Here is an 18,741-nt window from a genome sequence, read left to right as displayed (position 1 = left end):
GCGTTGTCCGCGCCCCTTCGTGGATGGGATCGAGGTGATCTTCGACCATCTTGAGGACGCCGGAAGAGGGCGCCTGCGCGATGACTGGGCGATCCTTCTGGTCGCTCAGGACGCGCGCGCGCTGGAAAGCGAGCAGTTCATCCGGGCGGGGCGCAACTTCCTCGAAAATTTCGAGAGGGAGAATCTGCGGCCTCATATTCTGGCCGCGGTCCGCCGGACAAGGAGCCTCGAGGAGGAGATTGGAACCCGGCTCCAGGGCGTCGTCGACATGACCATCGTCATGGAGCAGGGAAGCGACGCAAACGAACAACTGCGGATGGTCATCGACCTCGCGCGGGAGAATCCCGAAGTCTTCCGGCCGGATGGCGTGGGCAATCCGAACGGGCGCTGGCTCTGGCTGCAGGAACGACGGTCCAGCGGATCCGCCGCTCCACCGCGCGTCAGGAGGCTGCGGGATTTCATAGGCTCGACCTTGGGCGCTCTGCGCGAAGACGAACAGGTCGAGACGGCGCAGAAGGAGCTGGAGGATGGCGTCAGAAACCGCCTGCACCAGATCCAGGGCTTCCTGGAGGCGAATCCGCCCGCGCACGCCGCGCGGCCTTTCACAGGAGCGTCGCCGACGACAGGGTCCCGCGCCGAAGGGCGTCGCATGGCGGAGGAAGCAGAAGCGGCGTTCGTGAGCTATCTGGCTGCGGAGAACATCGCGCTGCACGAGCAGCTGGACGAAGCCAGAGAGCGTCGCGGCCGCGAGCTCAAGGATAAGCGCGACGATTTCGCCCTTTCCCCGCTGCAGTTCGATCCTGGCGTGGCGAATCCGATGCGCGGCGCGGTCGCCGCGCAGATCAAGCTTGTGGCCGAAGCGCGAGAGGCCTGCGTCCGCCGTGCGAGGGAGCGGCGCAACGAGATCGCCTCGGTTCTGGGCGCGGAGAAGGGGGAGCTTTCGCCGCGACAGAAGTCGGCGGTTGGGGCGGCCGTGGAGAAGCTGCGCGCCGCTGCGCGCCAGATGCCGCCTTCTCCGGGGTTCGTGTTGTCGATCGCAGCCATCCCTTTCCTCTATCTGGCCTTGCTGGGGGGAGCCGGCTTTCAGTCCACCCTGCGCTGGGCCTCCGTCAACCAGCCGCCCAACCTGCAGGATCTGCGTCAGGCGGGTTATGTGGTGGCGGGCTGCCTGGCGATCTTCATGGTCCTGGTGGCTCTGATCCTGATGCGCCGGATCCGCAAGGCCCGCATGGTTTTCGAGGAGACCCGCATCCAGACGATCAACGAGATCCAGGACGTCGCCAATCTCGCGGCGAAGGACGTCGTCGCCATGGAGGAGTACGAGCTTCTGCGCGGCGGCGCCGTTCTGCTTCAGGACCTGCGCGAAGCGCTGTCACGGACGGACGCCGCCCGCATAGACGAAGTGACCAGAGAGATAGAAAAGCTTCTGGACATCGACCTGGCCAGCTCCGGGGATGGAGGGGCGAGGGGTTTGCTCGGCAATGGCCTGCCGCCTGAGGAGTGGGTGCGCGACCTGATCCGGCAATGGCGTGGAACCCAGACCACCTCCCCCGGAGGCGGTTGGCGCCTTCATGTCGAATCTGCGGCGAGGGCGCAGAAATACAACGAGAAGATGCTTGATGAAGACGGGATCATCTCTCAGGCGATCTCGTTCCCATCCAGCTGGCGGGCCGACGATACGACGCTCTACGCTACGCCGCTCAAACCCCTTTCGTCGGCGGAGGCTTCCTCATGAGCATGGCGCAGGATCAGGCTGCGGATTTCGCGGGGTCTTCTCCTCAAGGATCTTCGCGCCGCGCCTATCTGGCGAGCGCGGCGATCGGCGTCGCGGCGTCGGTCTGGCTCTTCGTCGGAGACTGGCAGAAATGGGGGGTGCTCCTCCTCTGCGTGGTTTTTCTGGTCTGCGCCTTTCTTCTGGCGTTCTGGGCGACGCGACGGGGCGGGCTCGCGTCGCATGGCGTCTGGGCGGGCGCGGGGGCGATCTTCGCGCTGTGTTTCGTGGGTTTCTCGAGTTTTCCCGACCTGCAGACGCCGGACCGACTGCCTGACATGGCGGGTTTCGTGGATAGAACCCGGTCCTGGTCCGCCGAATGGGTCAACGACGCCTTGCAGCGGATCTTCATCGACGTCTTCAGAGCGCATGGCGCGCCTCCGCGTTTTGCGGACGTCGCGTTTCTGAACGGCGCCTGGATCATCATCTGTCTGCTCCCGGCGCGCTTCGTGGCGTTGGCGATCGACCGTCTGGCCGGACGGCCGGAGGGTTGGGGAGGCTTCATCCATCCGCTGTTCAACAGCGCGGTGATGCGTTCCGCCTTCATGCTGTTCGGCTTCGTCGTTCTGCCGCTTCTGACCCTGCTGATCGCTTTTTCTCTGGGTCACGACAGTTCGATGAAAGGCCCTCTCAACGCTCTGCTGAAGGTGGCTCCCGTCTTCGCCTGGGGGCCTTTCGTGGCGTTTTCCGCCTACATGACGGCGCTGGCGCTGCGGCGGCCGCCGGCTGCGGCGGTCGTTCCGGAGGCGGCGTCCGGAAAACAGGAGGTTCCGTCTCCGCAGAGGGATTCGGTCAGGCCGCTCTATGAGCGGCTCACCACGAAATCCTCGCTCATGCGCGAAGGCTGGATTCTCGATCATGACTGGAAGCCCGCCGCAGCCGTCCGGCGGAGCGCTGCCGCGCAGGAGAAAGCCTTCGCGCCGGATGAGGTCGTCTTCTATCCGGATCGAGCCGACGCCAGCTTTTACGATCTTCTGGCGCGAGGGATCGCGCAGGTTCAGGACGGGCGCAGCTTCACTCTGGCGGTTTGCCCCGAGGGATGCGGCGAGAGCGTGCGGCAGGCGATCGAGGGGCGCAATCCTCTTCTGGCCGGTCTCGGCGGCATCGTGGTCTGGAACACGCATGCGGAGAGAAACTGGCTTCTTTCCGGCGCGGAGGTTCTGGTGATCGAGGAGGCGCCTCGCAACGGGCGCGACCTCCTGAAGGACACGGAGCTCAAGGGGGCGCTCGAGCGGCTCAGCCTGGTGGTGGTCGTGGACGCGCATCGTCAGGATCTGGCGCGTCTGCATCACTTCCTGCATCTGGTGGGGCAGGCCCGGCCGACCGGCGCGAGAACCGGATTTCTGAGCAATGCGCCGCATCGTCCGGGCCTGCGGCGCGAGCTTGAAAAACTCGCGCACAAGTTGAGCCCCCGAACCCCGTCGAAGGCGTTGACCGTTCTCGCTTCAGCGGGCGCTGAGGCCTCGGCGGCTCGCGCGCGTCTGCTGGTCAAGAGCGCGACGCCCCTGCGCGGCGCGATCTTCGAAGGCGGAGAGCCTCCTTCGTCATATCGGAAGGCGATGGGCTTCTGGCGAAGGCTTCTGGAGATCATCCGCAGCTTCTTGAGGAGAGACGCGAAGCAGGGGTCTCCCATGACGGGAGAGGAGGAGCCGGTTTCCGGACGCCTGGCGTTCGTCGGCCCTCAGCGCATGGAGGCGGATTTCGCCATGGCCGCCGAGAAGGCGGGCGAGACGCAGGAGATCTTCTTCCACCGGCAGCTTTCGGAAGCCGACGACGCTCAGGTGCTTGTCGTTCAGGAGGCGGGCAAGGGAGCCGTGGCCTCTCTGGAGGCGGGACAGCGCGGCCTTCCCGGACATCCGGATCTTCTGACCTGCGCCGTCCACGCCTGCGATCTCGCGACGGAATATCTCCTGGATCGCTACAAGCAAGCCGACCGGAAGCTTGAGGAGAAGTTCCTGCCTCTGGCCCAGACGCCGGCGCTCGGCGTCTCGGACGTGGCCGATCAGATCATGGGGGCTCTGCGCAGCGCCCCTCAGGATGAAGGGATCTCGGAACATGAGATCGAGGCCGCAGTGAAGCTTCTGCCCGGTCAGGTGGCGGAGAGCCTCGGCGTGCGGGCCTCGCGCAGGGGCGTTGACCGCCTGCTGAATCTGGCGCTCGGCGCGCCGAGCGCCAATACGTCCTTCGTGGAGACCTATGTCGGCGTCGGCCAGAACGAATTCTACCGCCTGCAGGTGCGCGGGGGCGTGGCGTCGGGCGAAGAGCGTCTGCGCATGAGCGAGGACGGCGGCGCCTTCTTTTCGGTGACGGAGAAGGACGAGGGCCTCCTCTTCGCCGTCGGCACGTTGTTGTGGCGAGGCGAAATCCTTCGCGAAGTGACAGGGTGGGCGCCCGGCGCCGTTCCCCGCACCTTGAGTTCGCAACCTGCGAATGAGGATGTGCGACATGCGCCGATGCTCTCCTATCATTTCCGTCGGCGCTATACGCTGCAATGCGGAGGCGATCATGCGTCGGCGCCTGTGATCGAACATGGCCTGGCGGTGGATCTGGAGCATGCGCGCTGCGAGCTCCTTCATCTGCATGTCGGGATCAGGCGCCGCGCCGACAAATGGCTCGCCGTGCCGGCGAACGAAGTCTTGCGGCCCGGAGTCTTCCGTCCCCAGAACGATGTGCGGGCGGATGTGCGGCGTCCCTATAGAAGCGTTCTGCTTCTCCGCCTGCGGGTGGAGGAGGCCCAGGCCCTCCAGGCCGATGCGGAGAGGGCGGCGGCGGCGGCTTTGCAGCTCGCCCTTGTCGCGGCCTTCCCGTCGCTCGCCCCTCATCTCGTGGCTCTGGGGCTGACGGCGGGGAGCGAGGAGCGGCGCGCCCCAGGCGCGAGGACGAGCGTCGATTTCTTCTTCCCGCAGGGCGGCGCGGACGATCCGCAGCGCCTTGAGGCGATCTGGACGGAAGTCTTCCCCCCGGACTCCGAGGAGGAGGCGCCCGCGAACGGCGTCACCTTCGCGATTCTGGAGGATGCGGATCGGGATCTGGGCGCCGTGCGCAGTCTGCGGGCGGAGGGGGGGGCCCTTCTGATCTCGCGTTGGCTCGACGCCGCCCGCTGGGCTCAGGAGGCGGAAGGGTGGAAAGACCTCGGTGGGCTGGATTTCAGCGCCGCTGCGGCGTTTCTGGCCAGGATCAAGGGAGAGATCCCATGAGAGGGCTGGCCGCGGTTCTGCTCCATTTCGGATGGCTGATGATCGCTGCGGTCTTCGCCGCGCCGCCCGTTGAAGCGCGCGTGGTGGCGGTGGTCTTCGACGATTCGGGAAGCATGGAGGATCAAACGAACTTCCCGGCTTTCGGCGTCCAGATGCTGCTGTCGACGCTGGAGCTGGAGGCGGGCCGCGATCGGCTGCTCCTGACGCGCCTGAACAAGGGGGCGACGCCGTTCTCGGGCGATCTCGGGTCTGCGCTGAACATCGTTCGTGACGAATGGGGACGCCAGTGGGAAGGGAGCACGCCGTTCAAAGCGATCGAAGCCACGCTGCGGCGCATCGCGGAGGAGAAGGAAGAGAATGAAGAAGCTTTCCTGATCATCTTCACCGACGGCGTTTTCGACGAAAACGAAGATTTCGCCGCGACTCTGGCCCGCCTCCCTGAATATGCGGACAAGATCAGGGGGGGGCTTCGCGTCGATTTCATCTTCATGGGCGATGAGAGCCATTCGATCCAGAATGATCCTCGACGCAGGACCGTAGGAGAAATCCTGAGGAGCCAGGGCCTGCGCGCCGGGCTGCTGTCGACCTTCAACGGCCGCGCCGACGACGGCGCTCATCAGGTGCGTGACGGCGCGGAGTTGATCGCCACCCTGCGCTCGATCGTTGCGCGCGTCGGAGCGACGGATCCCGAGATCATGAGTCCGCCTTTCGTGCGTCGCGATGCGAACGCCCTGAGGCTGGAGACGCCCCTGGCGATCCGCCGCATCGTCTCCGTCTCTTACGGCGAGAAAGGCGCGCCGCTGGCGCAGCCGGAGGTTTCGGGCATGGGCGGTTCTGCGACGACGGAGAAGTTCGCCTTCCGGATGGCCGGACCTGACGTCGAGAACGCGCCCTGGCGCAGGCTGGACATGCAGGGGCTGACGAGCCGGATGGTCTTCGATCCTCCCCTGCCTGCCGGGAGCTACGCGTTGCCTTACGACTCCTCGCCGGACGAGGGGGTTTTCCTCCTTTTCCAGACCGCCGCCGAACTGCGCCTCAGGCTTCTGGACGCGCAGGGCGTCGAGGTCGCCGATGAGGAGGGGAGAGCGCTGATCGCGCGGGGCGAAGAGGTGTTCGTGGAGCTCGCCCTTCTTTCCGCCGACGCCGGCGGCGTTCTGGCGCCCGTGGAGAACACGCCGCTGTTGCGGGACCGCTTGAGCTATGGCTTGAACGTCAGGACGGATCAGGGCGCGCCGCGCAGCCTCGTCGTGCAGCCTGATCCGGCCACGGGCCTGGGCCGCGTTCTGCTGCCGACCGACGCGATCCTGGCGGGCGAGCTGCTGGCGACCGCCGAAGTCCGGGGCTTTGCGCGGACGGAGGCTGCGCTCCGCAAATTCGAGATCGCCTCTTTCGATGCGGCGGTGGACCTTCGGCTGACGCCGGATTCCTCCTGCGCGTCCTGCGCTCCGAACGAGCGTCGCCTTCTGCTCTCCGGAGGGGAGAGCGCCGTCTTCGCGCAGGGCGAGGTCGGAGTCTCCGCAGAGGTCGATTCGACGACGACCCTGCGTCTGGAGGATGATCTGGGCGGTTTGCTGCGGATCGTGGGCTTCACGCCATTGGAGGGCCGTCCCGGCGGCCCCTCCGTCGGCTCCTTTCAGCTGATGGTTCAGGGCGCGCCGGAAGAGCTTCTCCAGAGAAAGGCCCTGAGTTATCGCCTTCTGGCCGAGACGAAGCGAGGCGGGCGGACGCTGGGCCGGAGTTCTCTCGACGGCGTTCTCGGCTTCGCGCTTTCCGCCGCCAGCCTGCTTCCGCAGTCTCCGGAGCCCTTGAAGCTGGATGATCTGGAGGCTTTGCGGCTTGGCGCGGAGGCGCCGATCCTCCGCCTTGAAGGCGCCTTCGACTCCACAAGCTACGCTCGGGCCTTTCTCGACCTGCATCCGGAGGCCTTCGAAATCTCGGGAGGCCCTCGCTTCGTGGATTGGACTCTGCGTCGTGAGGGGGAGAACGTGCTGGCGACGCCGAAGATCCGCGCCTGGTGCTCCTGCTGGCTCTATCTTCAGGGAAGCAAGAGCATCGCGACGATCCGCTGGACAGGTCCGGCCGGCTTCCAGACGGCGGAGGGGAGACTGGCGGTGGATCTGCGCCCGCCTTTCTTCTGGGGCGGCGCATTGAGCTGTTTCTACTGGCTGCTTGGTCTTCTGGCGGGCCTCTATCTGCTCTGGGCTCTGCGTTGCGGCCTCATCGCGCAGCGATTTCCCCGCGGCGGCGGCGTCGATGTGATCTACAATCACGACGAGCCGATCTTCCGGCCTTTTCCGGGTCTCGGGTGGTTGCCTCTCCAGGCGCTGCTCTGGCCGGTTTACGGCGCGCCTCACCGCGTCCACAGCATGGAGGGTGTGACGATGGAGGCCGCGCCAAGCGGCGTGCGAATCCGGCTTTACGAGAGCGACCCCAGTTATGTCCCCGCCAACGCCGGACAGAAGATCGAGCAACTTCTGCAGGAGGCTCCCAAACGTCTGACCTACTCGCTGCCCTGGGGCGGCGTGGTGGAAAGTCGGCAGGGTGGGCGGCGCAGATTGCAGGTTCTTCGTCGCCCTGAAGATCGGGCGCGAAGATGAAGCAGAGGAGAAAGGCCGACCGCTCGCCGTCTTGCGGCGGCCAGGCCGGGAGAAGGGGGAACATGATGCGGCGGATCGGGATTCAAGCCCTCATCTTCTGGGGGTGTCTGACGTTCTCCGCTTTCGCTCAGCAGAGACCGGATCCTCTCGCACATGTGGTGATCATCCACCCTGTGTATTTTCAGGCGAACGAGCAGCAGACCAAAGACATCATATCGCAGCTCTTGCGGGCGGCGGAGGATAGGGACATCTTCCGGGTCTATTTTATCGACTTGGCTGGCGGCTGGAATACAAGCAGCTTCTTCCAGTGGCGGAGAGATAAAGGGGAGGATTTGCAGAAGAAGTTGCGCGAATGGTGGGAGGATCCCGAAAAAAAACGGATGCGTACGAACCTGCCGCCCTGGAGCATCCAGCATACTGAGGGCTTTGTTTCGACGTTGCTCTCGGCAGAGAAAGGCCAGTTGTCGCGCTTGGAGTTGACTCTGTTGCTTGATGACAAGATCGTCAGAGATGGGTCGCATGATCTCGTCGGGTATCGTTCGGACGGCTGTTTCCACGCTGTGGCCGGAGATCTGCAGTTGACGGAGCGGTTGAATGTCGGTTTCGCCCGCTTTGCAAATGGGCGTCTGACCGAGCGTTCTCCTCATTTCGCTGAACTCCGAGGGTTGGCTCTGGCGGCGGGCGCTGCGAAGAAGGGCGACCCGCCCGTCGTCGATTTCATCTTCCCCTCCTGCATGCCGAGGCAGGTCTCCTTCCCAGAGCCACCTTCAGTCCAGACGAGCGCCGCCGAGTGTCAGACGGCGGAGCTGATCCTCGACCTCGGCCAATGCACGCCCCTGCCGGACGCGGCGCAGAAAGCGGCTCTTGAGGCGGTGATAAGCGATGCCCTGAGGGAGGCGAAGCAAATTGCGGATCAGGCCGAGAACGATCTGAAGAGCTTGAGGCAGGATGCGTCGGATGCGGCTTCCTCCGCCGAGATCGAACGCATCTTGCAGCAGATCCCCTCTCTTCAGAGCAAGATGCGAGAGCTTCGGGCGCGCGTCGACACGCGCTCACCTCATATGCAAGATCCTGCTTTTCAGATGGCGATCGATAAAATCGATAAAGCCTCGCACGGCATTGATGCGCAAGTTGGCATATTGCAAACGCAAAAGAACAGATTCGTGCAGCAGGAGGAGGAGAACCAGATCAGGGGGCTGGGCGCAGCTCCGCGTGCGTTTTTGCGGGATTTGAGCGCCCGGATCTCCTCGACCCAAGACTTGAACGAATTGCAGGCTCTGGAGAGACAGGCGCAAGAAGCCAAGATCAATTTGGACGCTCTCACCCAGCGCGCCCAAGGCGCGAATCTTTTCGCTTTGGCTCAGGAGCTGGAGGCGTCCGCTCACTCCGCCAAGGAGGCGGTTGGAGAAATAGAGAAGCGGCGGGCCACGCTGAATCAGCACATGGCGGATATGGAGGCCCTGGAGACGGATGTGGCAAGGTTGGAGCAAAGCATGTCGTATGCGATTGCTCCGGCCGATATCGAAGCGCAGTTGAGTCAACTCACTGCTCTTCGACAAAAATTGCAAGATCTGCAGGCGCGCGTGATCTCTGGCGGCCAGAGCGCTGCTGGGCAGGGCATGATGGGCAAACTCGCCTCAACCTCAGGGCGACTTGAGAATCTGGAGAAGGAGTTCTTGAGTCGGCGGCGCGAGCTTCAAGAGATGGAGCAGCGGCTGAAGGAGAAAGTGGAAAGCCTCGCAAGCGAGGCCCTCGCTCTCTTGGGCAATTCGCGTTCAGGCGCTTTCCGGAGGCCTGAGGAAGAGAGCGCCATGAAGGAGCGGCTTCGCGCCATTCGGAGCAGCATGCAAGCCCTCGCCGCAATGGTGGAGCAAAATCAACTGACGGATCTCACGAGGAGTGAGTTGAAGGAGTCTCTTGGGCGCATTGAGAGCGGGCTCAGGGAAATTGAAAGTCTTGTCCAACCCTCATCATTGCCGCCTCCATTCCCCGCGCCGCTGGGGCGTCCGGCTGTTCCGCCATCGCCCAGCCCGCCCGCTCAGCCTTCCGGGCAGCTTCATCAGGTTCAGCCGCCTTTACCACTTCCTGCGCCGCTGGGGCGTCCGGCTGTTCCACCATCGCCGACGACATCCTTCCAACCTTCAGGACAGAGCAATCAGGTTCAACCGCCAATGCCGTTTTCTACGCTTTCAAGCGGAAGGCCTGATCAGACGTTGCCGCAGGCCGCAGTATATCCAGATTCAATTGCGACTGTTTCGGATTCAACTTTAAAAAACAATGAATTATCAAGAGATCGTCTCAATGATATAATAATGATTTATGGTGAATTTCACAAGCCGAATAAAAACAACCTTGATCGTTTGAGAGAATTATTTGAGATTGCAAAATCTCATAGAGATGAAATAAAAGAATTTTACAGTTCATCTGTTGATGATTACAATAAATTCGGAACAAATTATTATATTTATATCAAAGAAAATGTTGAGTCAGATTTGAATAAATCTGAGATATATATAAAGATTATGAGTGGATATTTTAATTAAATTATTTTAGATATTATTTATATAGTCATTTGATGTAATTTATATTTTATTTTAATGATACTTATGATAATGATGCATATTTTATATGCATTGAGCATCATGAATATTTTTATTAAAAAACTGCTAATCCGAATGCCTCAGTGGGAGGCATCATGCCCAGAGCCTGACATGGCCGCCTGTTATTGTGGAAAATGATCCTGAGTAATTGCTCGTGTCGATCACGTGAGCAATTCGCTCCTATTCGTCAGAGATTCTCAAAAAGACGATTTATGCAATAAGTGCTGGAATAATTTGCGATAATGCCCGTATAGAGAGAATCTGCGATTTTTCTGCAAACCAAGAAGAAATCTTGCATTCATCCGTGCGTCTTGCTGAGCTTTCGAGAAACCGCCGACCAAAGGCATGCTCAGGGCCTTCTGGAGATTTTCAGGGTCTGAGTCCTGAAGCTGATCAACGCCTATCCCTTCCAGGGAGCGCAGCCAATTCTTTACACGCAAAAGCTGTATTTCTTCGTTGCAGGCCGCTAGATGGGCGAGCATTGCGACCCAGCCTGCTCTGTGACTGACGACGGCACGTCCCAGCGCCGACCATTCATCGGCGACGAATTCGGTCGCCTCAGCCGCCGACCCTGAACGACTGAGCCTGTGTTGTTTCAGCGCGAATTCCGGCCAGCGATCGTGCCATTCGGGCCCGCTTTCCTGCATAAACCGCCAAGCTGGGAGTGTTTCCTCCATGGCGAGAACGGCGATCAGCCGCAGCGCAGGCGCGACAGGGGGGCCTACGAGGCGGAGTTCTGGTTCGGGGTTCGTCACAAAACGCCAGAGATTGCTGCAACCCTCCCCGAGGTCGGCAAGCCACCGCTCTTGCCAAGGACCTTTGCCCCTGCCCGAGCGTTGTGCATGCGGTTGAAGATCGAGAACGCGCCTCCCAAACGCCTTCGCGTCCCCCTTGTTCTTTCCGTAAACATCCCACCATGTGTTCAAGGGGGCGACGATTTGCCTTGGGCCTATGACTTCCGGTCGCGTCAAGATGAAATACGCGATCCATGCTTCGTCCCAGGGTTCGCTTGGCGGATGATCGGCCTTGCTCCTCGCCAGATTGGCCCGAACTGCGGCGTAGGCGTATCTCGACCGCTCGGCCACGCTCAGGGTTTTATTGGGAGTCGCCGTGCGGTTGCCGTCCGCCCATAGCGTCCGCCAGCAGTCCAGAGAAATCGGGAAATCGTCAAGCCCTTCCCGCCCGTCGCCGATCTGCTGGAGAAAATCGGATTTGAGGATCGCGCTGACCGCAGTGTCGATATAGGATCTTGCGTCGGCCATACGAGGATCCGTCAATGGCAGCCCCAACATGCGCAAGGCGAATATCTGGCGAGACAAGAGGTGCCGCAGCCGACGCTGCCGCGCTGATTTGGTGAGGCCCTCGTTCTTCAGGCCATCCATGGCCCTGTCGACCATCTCGATGATCTCCAGCGCCTGCGGCTCGATGCTGTCCTTGCTTTGGTTCTCGTTCTTGAAGACGCGACCCATGGTTTCAATGGCCAAGCCCACGACGGATGAGGGCGGCTCCCGCCCCCTTGCCTCCCTCTGCGCTGACAAGAGCTCACGGCAAAGGTCGACGCTCTCCTGTCGGGTCACGGAATTGACGCGTAGGCGCAGAACCGTATCCCAGTCCGGGGAGGTGCGGACGAAGGTGAGCAACGCCTGAGAATCCGGAACAGGAGGCAAGCCGTCTACTGTGCGCCAACGTGAACGGAAGCGCCACGGGACGAGATCGAAAGCTTGCTTGAGGTGCCAAGTCGCTTCAAGGACGCTTTCCGGCTCGAGTTGACGATCCCGGTTCGTAGAAATGCGCGCTCCTTGCGGATGGAGAATGGGGCATAGCGCCAGGGCTGCGTGGCGATGCGCAAGGCCGCAACGCCATGGGTCCCTGGAAAGGTCCATGTCTGCGAGCGCCCGCCGCCCCTTGGGCGTGATGGTGAGGACGTTGCCGCTGACCGAAAGCAGTCTTCGCGCGATCAAGACGTCCGTGATCTGCGTGAACCCCTTCCAGGTCAGGCGCGCGGACCCCTCGATTTGGAAGTTCGCCATCGCATAGCCTGCGTGCCTGCTGCATCCGAAGCGGAAGATCCCGAGCTGTTCAAGCAAGGCGCGTTCCTGGGACGGCAACTCCGCTTCAGCGACATCAGCCCGAGGCGCTGACGCTGCGGTCATCTCTTCCTTGAGAACAACGAGGATGCGTGTCTTGAGATCACGGATGCCGCGGTCATGCTGCTTCAACGCTTTGTCCAGATGATCGAACTTGTGGTTGGTCTGGTGGCGCGGATTGAGCAGATCAATGAACTGATGATGGAAGTCTTCAGGAAAGATGGAGTTCGTCCGTCGTGTGGCCAAGCTGGCGTCATCAAAGACGATCAGCAGATCGGGCGCCGAACCCGGACTGATCCGGGGATCCGCATGGTGGTTGCAGAGAAGTTGTGCAAGCAGATCAGCCGCTTCAGGCAGGTCGGCCCACTGAAATTTCTCCCACCAGCCGTCATCGGCGTCGAGCATTTCGGCCAGAGCGGCCCAGAGCCGCGTCTCGGTGTCTCCTTCCGCCGTCCGCAACGTCACCACGCCGAGTCCGGGGCCCTTGCCGCCGCTCTCTCCTGCGCGCACCTGATTGTCCTTCCATGCAGCCCATTTGCCCAAGGCTTTCTCAACGGATAAGCTTGGGGCGATCCGGCGGACGGCGGAAGGCTCGACGTGCTTCACCATTCGACCGGTTCTGGACAGCAGGAGTCGATCCAGCATCTCCATTTCTTGGGTTTCATCATCGCGCCAGCTGTTGCGACGATAGTCCGCGATTTCCTCGCGCTTCAGGCGGCGAGCGAGCAGGCGGCGCCCAAGGGCGTCCCGGATGAAGAGACGCTTTTGGGTTCGGCCGAACGTCCGTTTGAACTCAGGCGTCCTGAGAAAGTCCGTGCGACGCCAGCCGGAGGGTTGCATCGCATCCGCAGCGGCGCGGGCCGTACGCGCGAAATTCACTTCCAAGGTCTTGCGGGCCTGATGCGCCTCCAGACGATCCTGAAGCCCCTTCAATTCAGGATGGATTTCACGGGCCTCCAGACGATCCAGGAAAGCTTTCAACTCAGCCTTGACCCTATCCGCTTCAGTCGCGTCATCGGCGGATTCGCGGCCCGCATCGACTTCAGAGGAGGGAGGGTCGCCGCTGACGCCTTCTCCCACGTCGAGCTCATCTGCTTCGAGGGGATTCTCCCCATGGAAATCACGGCCGTCGCCCGGGACGACGACCCTTGGGAAACCCGCGCGGTTCGCGTATTCGAGCTTCTCGACCACACCTTTGACATTGCCAACTTCAAACTCGCCATCATGATAATCAATGGTGCCGGTGCAGAGGCCCATGGGGAGATCGCCGGAGGGCAGAAGAAGCGCGAGCACGCACTGAACCCAATAGGCCTCAGCGCTTCGATCCGCGACAATGAAGAAGTGCTTTTCCTGACCGAGTTTGCTCCAGTCATCCTCTGGTACGGACGAGAACACCGACTCGACGATGTCGCAGGCTGCCCGCAAGTCGACATTCAGGCTCGCCTGCAGCTTTCTGTCTGCTGCTTCGCTGGCTGTAAATCTGAACCTTCCATTCTGACTGGCCCACAGCTTTTTGGCGACGTCCATCCCGATTGCGAAGGCTCGCCACCATTCCTGGGTCAATCCGAAGCGGAAGCCGTCGATATGGGAAGGCAATCCGTCACGCGCCTCCCGAAAACGAGGCTCCGCCCTGACCCTCTCCTCGGACCGGGACAGCTTGTATTTGAACCAGATCCTTTGGCCTCGGGGGTTGGGTTCCGGACGCCATCTGGATTTCCCGTCCTCGATCATGAAGAGCGATATCGGCAGGCTGAGGCCGCGCGCGCCGCCATCCTCTTTGCTGCTCGATCTTTCCGTCAGCAGCGGCCAGCAAAAAAGGCTGCTCCGATAGGCCATGCAGATGCGCGCCCACCAGATTGAGACCTGATCGCGTTGCTCTCCAGCGGCCTCAAGAACCAATCCATGGAATGCATCTATGCCGTCAAGGCGGTCGCGAGTCTGCATGAAGGCGTCCCGGCTCTTCGCCAGCGCCTCTTCAACTTGCGCTCCCATCGTCGAGTTCGTTTGCAGCAAGCCCGCAAGGACCCGCTTCACGCCCGGCGCTGCGTGAGGCGCCGCGCGATTCAACCATTTCAGGAATTTGAGACATGAAAGATGCGGCCGTCTCAACAAGTAAACTGCATGGGAGATGAGCACCCGGTTCAGCCCGTTCGCTCCTATCCCATCACGTTTCGCAAGTTCCGCCTGCGCCGCCGTTACGGCCAGCTCCAACGGGTCAGCCACGCTTAAAAGCTGAAGCAGATCCCAATTTGCAAGCCTGTCCTTGTCGTAGTAGTTGCGGTCGATCGTGGAGACTAGCGCCAACGTGCTGTCTGACAAGAGTCCCGCATGGATGGCGTCGATGCTTTCCGCAATCAAGCTCGCACAAGCGAAAGGGCGCGGCTCGAAAATCGCATCTATCTTGCCAAGCAGCGTCGCTGCGAACGCGATGGACTGATCCTGCAACCAGCAAGCTGCAAGGGCGTCCACATTTGGTCTGCCGGACATGGCTTTGTAAGCGATCGAGGATGTCAAATCCGCCAAGGCCTATTCCATCTCCACAAAAGGCAGCAAAAGGCGAGGATCTCCACCCTCTTTGCGCCCCTTCTTCGCGGCCTCTATGGCGCTCAGTCTTGCACTGAATTTGCCCACCGACATTTCCACACGATAGGCGCGATCACCAATCCGTTCGAGAGGGAACGCGACCAGTGCCGCTGGGGCATTGGGGTCGCCTGCAAGCGAGTGCTCTTCGATCCAGCAAAGTCGCTGCAGGCGCACGTCAGGACCTTCGTCGATGAGCAATGTCACCGCAAAAGGCGGCTCATTCTCGCAGTTCAAGACGAGATGAAGGTCTCCTTGTCTCCATTTGCGGAAGTTCTCACCTTCACGCTTTCTCCATGCGGTGCTCGCCCTCCCAGCGCTCGCATGGGCTCCCGTGCCCAGGCCCATTTCGCCTGGGCCGAGATCAAAAAAGCGCGGAGCCAGAAGAGCCCAATCCGACACACGGTCGAGGATGAGGGAAATCTGCTTTCGCCACGGAGCTCTGACCGCCGCTGCATCTTGCGGCGTGACAGCTGGCGCATTCTCTTCGGCCAAGTCTTCACCTGCCATACGGGAATTATCTGGAGTAGACAATTCATCCAATACCTCTTCCAGATCCACGCCAAGAGCCGTTTGCTTGAAAAGAACGGCAAGGCGTTCGTTCGGTTTTGCGTTCTTGATCGTGCTGTTTTCCATAATGTTTCTCAATGATTACATGGCGTCGAAATTTTTCGTATATACGACGCTGATTTAGTGGGAGGTTGGATCTATTTTGATCGGAAGTGTTTGTTCAGCATCGACAAAACTTCAGGATTTTCGAAATGATCATCCCATTTCTGCTTTAATCGAGAAATCGTCGAGGTGCTTTTGTTGATCCTCTTGCTGACCTGCGCGAGTGTCCACGGATTGTCATCAGGGGCTTCGCCTTTCTTGAGAAGAAGGTAAGCCAGAGCCTGATCCTCAGGCATCTGATACACGCTGACCGCAAAATCTAACACCTCCTGAAGTCCAATGTCGGCTGACCAGGTCTTGAAGGCTTCACGATCGACCAGGTCCTCCGCCCCAGATTCATCATCCGGAAAATCCCCATAAGCTTCATAAGCATGATCAATACTGACCAAGGATCCGCCGTTCATGAGATTTTCTCTATAGGTGCGACCCGCCTCCGTCAGCCGCAAGGTCGTGGCTACGTTCTCTTCATAGCGCCAAAGTTGATTTGGGGCGTCGCAGCGCTGCTTCTCAAGGTAGCCGCAGCTCAGGAGAAACTCCAAATCCTGATGTCCCCCGCCAAAACCCTTGTCGGTCGGCCGCAAGGTGACAGGACCGAGGTCCGCATCCCGCGCCCATACCCCGAGATTCTCTTCCGTTGGGACCTCCCAGACCTTCTTCATCTTCGGATCCAGCAGCTTCTTAAGGATCAATCGTTCGGAGTCAGGCAGCCTGTCGCCGACAAGGGGAAACAACATGCCGTCTTGGCGACAAGCGGCGAGCCTCAGGAACAGGTTTTGTCCAGAGGTCGTCATCCTCGGCATGGCGCCGAAATGCTGACGCCACTGCTCGGAGATCTCCCAAGCCAGCCATCGCCTCCAGAAAGGGTGCTGACGAACAGCGCCCACCCCGTGTTTCCCCACATATTCGCGGAAGCTCTCGTTGGTGCGATAGGCGTCATCGAACTGCAGAGCCATCCGGTTGGCAAGATCGCCGCGATCTATGCTGCGTGGCGATCTACATCTATGACTTGTCAAATAGGCTCTGTGCTGTCGGTCGAATTCCAAGTTGATCTTTTGCCTGTCGCGTTCGATAGGAGGAGAAAATTTATCTGACATGTCGACATTCCTTTTAATTTTGATCGTTTATGTCTGGATTCCAGGAGCCGTTGCGGCTCCTAAAGAGATTTTTCGTCATACGCAGCGATCAATCACCCGCAGTCCGGTTTTCATCGGCGGAGGGAGATTGAGGGGGGGGCTGACAGGATGGACGCGCTGATAGCGCTTCGTCCCAGCCCGGTCGTTTTCAAGCGCGACGCCCGCATCGAAAGATCGGCCGACATACGCCGCCAGCAAGCGGCCAGACGACTTTTCCCTCCTTGATCGAGGGCGTCAATATTTATCCTTTTCTGGCTGTTGCGCCTCAGGAGGCGGACTCTTGTCAGACCTCGCTCGCGAGGGTGGTCGGTTTGTTGATCCCGTCCCCCGCGAAGGCGGTCGGAAGAAGCGTCAATCGAGCCCATTGCCCTGCCGCAGAGCCGCGCTGAAGCGACGGCGCAGATTTGCGAAGATTTCGCGCGTAGTCTCGTGTACGCCCTCGATGATCTTGTCCGTGCTCGCTTGGATGCTCGCCTCCAACTGTTCGTAGCGCCGCTCGCTCAGCCTTCCCGCATCGCGCAGCGCCCGCGCCTCATCGATCCGTGCGAGTTCGCTGGCGTAGGCCGCCTGTTCGCGGGTGTTGATGAGGCGCTCGAAGTTCTCAAGCGCGTCGCTGATGGTCTGGGCGATTTCGCGCTGGATCGCCTCGGTGTTCCTCATCGAATCATCAAGCAAGAGCTTGCGGGCGTGATCTTCGGCGAGGCCGACCGCGACCACGAAGGTCCGGCGCTTCGCAGCCATGCTTTCCACAAGCGCCGTTTCGGCCAGCTTGATCGCCTCGCGGCTACGGGCGCCCCGCAGGCGCAAGCGGGTGTAGAGCGAGCCGTCGCCTGCCAGCTGGTCGATCGCGGTGGTGATCGAGGAGCCCATCTCGTCGTTCACGCTGAGCCTGTGCGGCGTGACCGCGCTGCGGAGGGTCAAGGAGGAATCGGTCACGATGAAATCCTTGTGCTGAGATCTGGAGGTGAAGCTTCTGCGGTTCACAGCATGAAGCTGCTCAATACCTTCATCGGGGGACGCGCTGTGTTTTCTCGCTCGGTGCGAAAAAAAATCAAAATCGGCGCAGGCCCCCGAAGTCGGCATCCCGCCGGTCAGGCGGCCTTGCGGAACCGCCTGCCCAGTTCGGCGTTCACTTGCTTGTTGAGCATGCGGCGCGTCTCTATGGCGGCCCTCAAAGAGGAGACGCGTTCGTCGGCCACGTTTTCCGCCTCAGCCGCCCGGATACGGGCGTCGAACATTGACGCCATCGCTTCGGAGGTGGCCTGTTCTGCCCGTGCGAGGGCCTGCCGAATGGCGATTTCGGCCGTCAGGGCTTCGCCCAGCACGACCGTCTGAGGCGCTGGCATGAGCGACATGACAAGGATAGCGCTGATGTCCAGAACGACGATGGTCAAGAATACGAGCCAGATGCGCATAGCCAGCCAGTTCGAAGTCTTCGCCAAAGTTTCAAGCGCTTCGCCGCGCGCGATCAGACCATCGGGGAGAGGTGCGAAGTCAGGATCGGCCAGAGCGGCGGCCTGCACTGCGGCGTCTCGATCGGCCGTCAGCCGCTCAAGTTCGACCAACATGCGCGCACGCTGCGCAGTGATCCGGTCCAGAAGACCTTGTGTGGACAAGGAGATATCCGCTTGATCATCCGGATCGTCAAGAAGTGCGAGATGGGCGTCGATTTCTGCAAGGCGCGCCGCAGCGGCGGAGCGTTCAGTCTGAACGAATTTGGCCATATCTACCGCGAAATTATACCGGCTTCCTACGCCCGCCCGCGCCTCCAGCCCATCGCAACGCGCCTGACCATGATGCTCGGCGGAAATATCCTGGTTCAGACAGGCGAACTGACGTGTCAGCTCGTCAAGGCGCTGCCTCAAATCCACGCGCTCGGCAGCGAGCGCCTCGATGCGTGCAAACTTCGTAGCACCGGCCGCGGATGCATGTTGTGCGGCTTCTGCGAGGAGCGCCGCGGCGTGTGAAGAAAGATGTGCGATCTCCTCCCGCTGAGCAGAGATGATCGCGTCGACCCGTTCTCCTGCTGCAACGACGAGAGGCCGGTTCAACTCCCTGTTTTCTGTCGCGACATGCCAGCCCGTATCATGACGGAAAATTTCAA

The 18,741-nt window shown here is 60.9% G+C and carries 9 protein-coding genes; 4 read left to right on the top strand and 5 right to left on the bottom strand.

Going from position 1 to position 18,741, the window contains the following annotated elements; genetic code table 11:
* The first annotated feature begins 268 nt into the window (after nt 1–268).
* From PHN62_RS01615 to PHN62_RS01600, 4 genes are all read left to right on the top strand, one after another.
* The gene (locus PHN62_RS01615; RefSeq protein WP_300145356.1) at nt 269–1,735 is read left to right on the top strand and encodes a hypothetical protein; all 1,467 of its coding nucleotides are present in this window, start codon (nt 269–271) and stop codon (nt 1,733–1,735) included.
* Nucleotides 1,732–4,968 (top strand): hypothetical protein, encoded by a 3,237-nt coding sequence (locus PHN62_RS01610; RefSeq protein ID WP_300145354.1) that lies wholly within the window; start codon nt 1,732–1,734, stop codon nt 4,966–4,968. Before PHN62_RS01615 ends, PHN62_RS01610 begins: the two co-directional genes overlap by 4 nt.
* Nucleotides 4,965–7,565, top strand: coding sequence for a vWA domain-containing protein (locus PHN62_RS01605; RefSeq protein ID WP_300145352.1), 2,601 nt, complete (start codon nt 4,965–4,967; stop codon nt 7,563–7,565). The genes PHN62_RS01610 and PHN62_RS01605 overlap by 4 nt, the downstream gene beginning before the upstream one ends.
* A 62-nt stretch (nt 7,566–7,627) precedes the next feature.
* Nucleotides 7,628–10,108 carry a hypothetical protein gene (locus PHN62_RS01600; RefSeq protein WP_300145349.1) on the top strand — a complete coding sequence of 827 codons (2,481 nt, stop codon included), beginning with the start codon at nt 7,628–7,630 and terminating at the stop codon, nt 10,106–10,108.
* Between the two features lie 254 nt (nt 10,109–10,362).
* On the opposite strand, the gene PHN62_RS01595 is transcribed toward PHN62_RS01600, so the two are convergent.
* From PHN62_RS01595 to PHN62_RS01575, 5 genes are all read right to left on the bottom strand, one after another.
* Nucleotides 10,363–14,775 (bottom strand): hypothetical protein, encoded by a 4,413-nt coding sequence (locus tag PHN62_RS01595; RefSeq protein ID WP_300145346.1) that lies wholly within the window; start codon nt 14,773–14,775, stop codon nt 10,363–10,365.
* 3 nt (nt 14,776–14,778) lie between these two features.
* Nucleotides 14,779–15,468, bottom strand: coding sequence for a hypothetical protein (locus tag PHN62_RS01590; RefSeq protein WP_300145343.1), 690 nt, complete (start codon nt 15,466–15,468; stop codon nt 14,779–14,781).
* Between the two features lie 71 nt (nt 15,469–15,539).
* A complete protein-coding gene (locus PHN62_RS01585) occupies nt 15,540–16,598 on the bottom strand; it encodes a hypothetical protein (protein WP_300145340.1) in 1,059 nt (352 codons plus the stop codon).
* A gap of 390 nt (nt 16,599–16,988) precedes the next feature.
* Nucleotides 16,989–17,573, bottom strand: a complete 585-nt coding sequence (locus PHN62_RS01580) for a hypothetical protein (protein WP_300145337.1) — start codon at nt 17,571–17,573, stop codon at nt 16,989–16,991.
* 155 nt (nt 17,574–17,728) lie between these two features.
* Nucleotides 17,729–18,741, bottom strand: a 1,013-nt coding sequence (locus PHN62_RS01575; RefSeq protein ID WP_300145334.1) for a DUF4407 domain-containing protein, incomplete at its 5' end; no start/stop codon positions are given.

Source organism: Neomegalonema sp. (assembly GCF_028688855.1).
In the GTDB taxonomy this organism is placed as follows: Bacteria; Pseudomonadota; Alphaproteobacteria; order Rhodobacterales; family Rhodobacteraceae; genus Neomegalonema.
Note: the sequence above shows the minus strand (reverse complement) of the source record. Positions and strands in the feature narration are given on the sequence as shown.